The following is a 6,071-nucleotide window of genomic DNA, read 5'->3' as shown; positions in this document are numbered from 1 at the left end:
AAGCTGGGGAGGCCAGCGGGAAAGCTGGGGAGGCCGGCGGGAAAGCTGGGGAGGCCGGCGGGAAGAGAAGGAGGGCCGCACCCTCGTGACCTTGTCACGGGGTGCGGCCCTCCTTCGCGTCCTTGTGCGGTCAGTCCTCGATCGTCGCGATGACCGAGCCCGCCGTGACGCTCTGGCCCGGTTCTGCGGTGAGCCCGTGGATGGTTCCCGAGCGGTGGGCGGTGAGCGGCTGCTCCATCTTCATGGCCTCGAGGACGACGACGAGATCGCCTTCCTCGACCTGCTCGCCGTTGGCGACAGCGACCTTGACGATCGTGCCCTGCATGGGCGCGGTGAGGGCATCGCCGCTCGCGACCGCCGCAGCGCTGCCTCCGCGCGAGGAGCGGGCCTTCTTGGCCTTCGACTTTCCAGCCTTCGCCATGCCGCCCAGGCCCGCGGGGATCGTCACCTCGAGGCGCTTTCCGCCCACTTCGACCACGACGCTCTGGCGCTCGCCGGCGTCGTCCGCGGCGGCGCCCGGGGTGCCGGACCAAGCCGGGATCTCGTTCTCGAACTCGGTCTCGATCCAGCGCGTGTGCACCTGGAATGGGCCGGAAGCCGGCGCGAAGGCGGGATCGCGCACGACGGCCGCGTGGAACGGGACAACGGTGGGCATGCCCGTGATGACGAGTTCGTCGAGCGCACGGCGCGAGCGCTCGAGGGCCTGCTGGCGGGTCGCGCCGCTCACGATGAGCTTCGCGAGCATCGAGTCGAAGTTCCCGCTGATGACCTCGCCGGCCTCGATGCCGGAATCGACGCGGACACCCGGTCCGGCGGGATATTTGAGCGTCTCGACCGTCCCGGGCGCAGGCATGAAGTTCCGGCCCGGGTCCTCGCCGTTGATCCGGAACTCGAACGCGTGGCCGCGGACCTCGGGGTCGTCGTAGCCCAGCTGCTCGCCGCGTGCGAGGCGGAACTGCTCGCGCACCAGGTCGAGCCCCGTGACCTCTTCGGACACACAGTGCTCGACCTGGAGCCGCGTATTGACCTCGAGGAAGCTGATGGTGCCGTCCTGGCCGACGAGGAACTCGCACGTGCCCGCGCCGAGGTACCCGGCTTCCTTGAGGATGGCCTTCGAGGACTCGTAGAGGCGCTTGGTCTGCTCCTCGCTGAGGAACGGCGCTGGGGCCTCTTCGACGAGCTTCTGGTTGCGGCGCTGGAGGGAGCAGTCGCGGGTCGAGACGACGACGACGTTGCCCTGGGCGTCCGCGAGGCACTGGGTCTCGACGTGGCGGGGGGAGTCGAGGAACCGCTCGATGAAGCACTCGCCGCGACCGAAGGCAGCAGTCGCCTCGCGAACCGCGGATTCGTACAGGTGGGGGATCTCCTCGAGGGACCGGGCGACCTTGATGCCGCGGCCGCCGCCACCGTAGGCCGCCTTGATCGCGACGGGGAGTCCGTACTCATGGGCGAACGCGAGCACCTCGTCGGCTGAACCGACCGGGTCCTTGGTGCCCGGAACGAGCGGCGCGCCGACCTTCTCGGCGATGTGCCGGGCGCGCACCTTGTCGCCGAGGGCCGCAATGGCCTCGGGCGAGGGCCCGATCCAGGTGAGGCCGGCTTCGATGACGCGACGCGCGAACTCGGCGTTCTCCGAGAGGAAGCCGTAGCCCGGGTGGATCGCATCGGCGCCGGAGGAGCGCGCGGCGTCGAGCAGCTTGTCCATCACGAGGTACGACTCAGCCGCGGTCGTCCCGCCCAAGGCGAACGCTTCGTCCGCGAGCCGCACGTGCAGCGCGTCCCGGTCCGGGTCAGCGTAGACGGCGACAGACGCGATGCCCTCGTCGCGGGCCGCGCGGATGACGCGCACGGCGATCTCGCCGCGGTTCGCGATCAGGACCTTGGTGATGGGGCTGATTCCAGCGTTGAGGGACAAGGTTTCTCCGTTCTTTGCTCCCCGTGAGCCTAACGCTCCTTTGGTGGAATCGCCCATATTGGTGGCGGATTCAGCGGGGTATGCGGCGATCCTTTGTGGAGTCCCTACAAAACCCAGTCCCGTCGGGAACGGCTCGTGTCAGCGGCCGACGACGGCTGGCTCCCAGAGGTCCGTCAGTGCCACGCCCGCGCGCGCCAGCAGGGAGCGGAGTGTCGAGATCGAGAGGCCGACGACGGTGTGCGGGTCGCCGTCCACGCGTGCGAGGAACGCGCCGCCGAAGCCGTCGATCGTGAACGAACCGGCGCAGTGCAGCGGCTCGCCCGTGGCCACGTACGCGTCGATCTCGTCATCGGAGATCTCGGTGAACTCGACGACGGCCGAGGAGAGCTCCCCCTCGTCCGAGAGGACCCCGTCGCGGCAGTCGACGAGCCAGTGCCCCGTGTGCAGGACTCCGGTGCGGCCGCTCATGGCGCGCAGCCGCTCGATCGCGACCTCGGCTGTGTACGGCTTCCCGAGGGCCTCGCCGTCGAACTCGAAGACCGAATCGCAGCCGAGCACGAGCGAGCCCGAGGCTTCGGGGAGAGTCGCCACCGCCTCGGCCTTGGCGCGGGCGAGCAGGAGCGCTGTCTCGCCCGGAGTGGCGTCGGGGTGCGCGGCCGCGACCGCTTCCTCGTGGACGGCGGAGACGATGATCCGATGCGGAATCCCGGCCTCCGCGAGAAGCTTGGTTCGCGCAGGGGACTTGGAGGCGAGGACGAGGGGAGCCAGCTCCGGACCGGGCAGTCCCGGAGCCGGGGGAAGGCTGGGCGGCGTGGTAGTCACGCCGCCCAGCCTAGCCCCGTCGCCCTCTTCAGGCGCCCTCGGCTCGCGCCTACCGTGCGGCGCCCGCAGGCTCGCGAGGGGCCCGCTCCGCCGTCGTCCGCTCGAGCTGCGCGCCCTCGATGTCGAGGTCCGGCAGGAGCCGCGCGAGCCAACGCGGCAGCGACCAGGCACCCCGGCCGATGAGGCGCATGACGGCGGGCACGAGCGTCATGCGCACCACGAACGCGTCGAGCAGCACGCCGAGGGCGAGGGCGAAGCCGAGCGGCCGGATCATCGTGACGTGGCTGAAGATGAAGCCCGCGAACACGCTCACCATGATGATCGCGGCGGCCGTCACGACGCGGGCAGCGTGGCGGAAGCCCGTCCGCACGGCGAGGTGTGCCTCCTGCCCGTGCACGAAGGCCTCCCGGATTCCCGAGGTGATGAAGACCTGGTAGTCCATCGCGAGGCCGAACAGGATGCCGATGAGCAGGATCGGCAGGAAGCTCAGCACCGCACCCGGATGGGTGACGTCGAACACCGGGCCGAGCCAGCCCCACTGGTAGACGGCGACAACCGCGCCGAACGCCGCGCCGAGCGAGAGGAGGAATCCTCCAGTCGCGAGCAGCGGGACGAGGAGCGAGCGGAACACGAGGAGCAGGAGCACGAGCGAGAGTCCGACGACGATTGCGAGGTACGGCGGGAGGGCATCGGCGAGCTTCGACGAGACGTCGACGTTTGCGGCCGTCTGGCCCGTCAGACCGATCGTGGTGCCCGTCTGTGCTTGGACCTGCGCGCCCTTGGCCCGCAGGTCGTTGACCACTTGGACCGTGCTCGCGCTCGCGGGACCGTCCGTCGGGATCACCTGGAAGACGGCGGTCTGGCGGTTCTCGCTCAGCGCGACCGGCACGGCAGCGGTGACGTTTGCGACCGAGCGGAGCTGATCGGCGACGTCGTATTCCTTGACCTTCGCGGCCGTTGCATCGAGGCCCGCGGGGAGCTCTCCGACCACGATGATCGGACCCGTCATGCCTTGGCCGAAGTACTTCCCGGTCGCGTCATACGCCTTGTAGGCGCTCGAATCGATCGGTTCCGACCCGCCGTCCGGCAGCGCGAGGCGGAGCTGCGCCGCCGGAAGGGCGAGGGCCCCCAGCACCACGACGGACGCGACGAGCGCGATCCACGGGTGCCGCGTGACCCAACCGCCCCAACCGCGCTCGGACCTGGCGATGTCCTCGCGGGCCTCGGCCTCCTCGTTGCCGATTCGGGCGTTCTCCGAGTCGGCCTTTGCCCAGCGCCGCTTCGAGATGATGCGCCGGCCCGCGAAGGCGAGCACGGCGGGCAGGAGTGTCACGGCGACGAGCACCGAGACGGCCACGGTCGCCGCAGCCGCGATGCCCATGACGCTCAGGAAGGGGAGCCCCGGGACCACGAGGGCCGCGAGGGCGATGATGACCGTGATGCCCGCGAACATGACGGCGTTGCCGGAGGTTCCGATCGCGAGGGCGATCGACTCGCGCGGCGGCATCCCGTGCAGGAGCTGGGTGCGGTGCCGGTTGACGATGAAGAGCGAGTAGTCGATGCCGACGGCGAGGCCGAGCATGAGTCCGAGCATCGGGGTGGTCGAACTCATCTGGACGAGGCCCGTGAGCGCGAACGTGCCGCCGACTCCGACCCCGACGCCGACGAGCGCCATGAGAAGAGGCAGGCCTGCCGCGACGAGCGTGCCGAGCATGACGAGCAGCACGATCGCCGCGATGACGACGCCGGTCGCCTCGGAGGTGCCGAAGAGCTGCGAGATGTCCTGGGTGAGCTCCTTGCTCGCGTACGCATTGACCCCCGGAACCTGGGCGGCGAGGTTCTGGACCTCCTGCCGCAGGCTGCTCGGGAGCGCGTCGGTCGACTTCGTGAACTGGATCGTCGCGATGGCGGCCTTGCCGTCCGTTGAGACGAAGCGCAGCCCTTGCGAGGCCTGTGCTTCGCGTTGGCCGAGCGCGAGGCTTGCCTTGGCCTGTGCCAGTTGAGCCGATCCGGCGTCGAGCTTCGCCTGGGCGCTTGCGGTGGCGCTCGTGATCGCAGCCTGCGCCATGCCGCTCGCGGCGAGCTGCTTCCGCTCCGCATCCAGCTGCTGCTGGCCGGCTGTGAGGTGTGCCTCGTTCGCCGCGAGCTGCTTCTGCGCGTCGGCAAGCTTGGCTGCGGTGCTGTCGAGCTGGGCCTGGGTGGTGAAGGGGTCAGTGACGTTCTGGACGCCGTCGAGCCCCTTGATCTTCGCCAGGGCATCGCTGACGCCCTGCTTCTGGTCCGCGTTGAATGCCGCGTTGGGGGACTCGAAGACGATGGTCGCGCTGCCGCCCGCCGAGGACGGCAGGTCGCTCTGCAGTTTGTCGAGCATGCGCTGGGTCTCGGTGCCCGGGATCTGGAACGAGTTGCTCAGCGCTCCGTGGAACGCAGCCGCCGAGCCGCCCACGGCGAGCAGCACGATGAACCACAGGGAGACGACGAGCCAGCGGCGGTCGTAGGCGAACCGGCCGAGGCGATAGAGGAGAGTAGCCATGATGCCTTCTCGAGAGGATGTGCAGCGAGGGGATGTAGAGCGAGAGGATGAACAGGTAGCAGGGGGCGCGGCAGGCTATGGCGCCGCGAAGCCTGATTTGAGGTGCGCGAAAGCGGCCACGAGCAGCTCGCTCAAGCGGTCGAGGGACGACGGCGAGAGGTCGCCCCGGCGTTCGGCGAGCCACACTTCGAGGGCCGCCTTGCCGCAGGACATCACGGAGCCGGCGAGGGCGTGGACGTAGAGCTCGTCGAGCGAGGGGCCCTCGCGCTCGCGGATCGCCGCGACGATCTTGTCGCTGCACTCGTCGAAGGCCTGCAGCTGGTAGCGCGTGGCCGGATCGTTGCCGTGCGAGACGAGGAACGACTGCGCCATGGGCTCGATGAACTTGTTGTCGGCGAGGGCCAGGAGGATCTGGATGACCGACTCGAGGAGCGGTTCGCCCTTGGGGCGATCGTGGAATCGTTCCAGTGCGGCGTCGAGGAATCCGAAGGTCGGGGCTGCGATCGCTTCCTCGGCGCTCGAGAAGTAGTTGAAGAAGGTGCGGCGGGAGACGCCGGCGGCATCCGCGACGTCTTCGACCGTGAAGCCGCCGAGCCCGCGATCGTGTGCGAGCCGCATCGCCGCGATGACGATCGACTGCCGTGTCGCGGCTTTGTTGAGCTCGCGGCGAGAAGGGGTCTCGGTGGAAGATGTCACCTCACTACACTAAGTGCAAGTTTGCACTCTGTGCAAGTGGGGCGGGCTGCTCCAGGGTGGCGCGAAGCGTCCCCCGCATGACAAGGCCGCCGGCCGCACTGAGGG

General features: G+C 69.5%; 4 protein-coding genes. All 4 read right to left on the bottom strand.

From position 1 onward, the window contains the following. Window positions 1–130 precede the first annotated feature (130 nt). The 4 genes from V7053_RS17445 to V7053_RS17430 all read right to left on the bottom strand — a co-directional run bounded on the left by V7053_RS17445 (window position 131) and on the right by V7053_RS17430 (window position 5,966). A complete protein-coding gene (locus tag V7053_RS17445; protein WP_443022663.1) occupies window positions 131–1,972 on the bottom strand; it encodes an acetyl/propionyl/methylcrotonyl-CoA carboxylase subunit alpha in 1,842 nt (613 codons plus the stop codon). An 81-nt stretch (window positions 1,973–2,053) separates the two neighbouring features. Beyond that, a complete protein-coding gene (locus tag V7053_RS17440) occupies window positions 2,054–2,683 on the bottom strand; it encodes a Maf family protein (RefSeq protein ID WP_334173533.1) in 630 nt (209 codons plus the stop codon). A gap of 103 nt (window positions 2,684–2,786) precedes the next feature. After that, complete coding sequence (locus V7053_RS17435) at window positions 2,787–5,270, bottom strand: MMPL family transporter (protein WP_334173531.1); 2,484 nt, start codon at window positions 5,268–5,270, stop codon at window positions 2,787–2,789. A 75-nt stretch (window positions 5,271–5,345) separates the two neighbouring features. Next, on the bottom strand, window positions 5,346–5,966 hold the full coding sequence (locus V7053_RS17430) for a TetR/AcrR family transcriptional regulator (RefSeq protein WP_334173530.1): 621 nt from the start codon (window positions 5,964–5,966) through the stop codon (window positions 5,346–5,348). Between the last annotated feature and the right edge of the window lie 105 nt (window positions 5,967–6,071).

The sequence above is a fragment of the Sinomonas sp. genome (assembly GCF_036848755.1).
Lineage (GTDB): Bacteria > Actinomycetota > Actinomycetes > Actinomycetales > Micrococcaceae > Sinomonas.
Note: the sequence above shows the minus strand (reverse complement) of the source record. Positions and strands in the feature narration are given on the sequence as shown.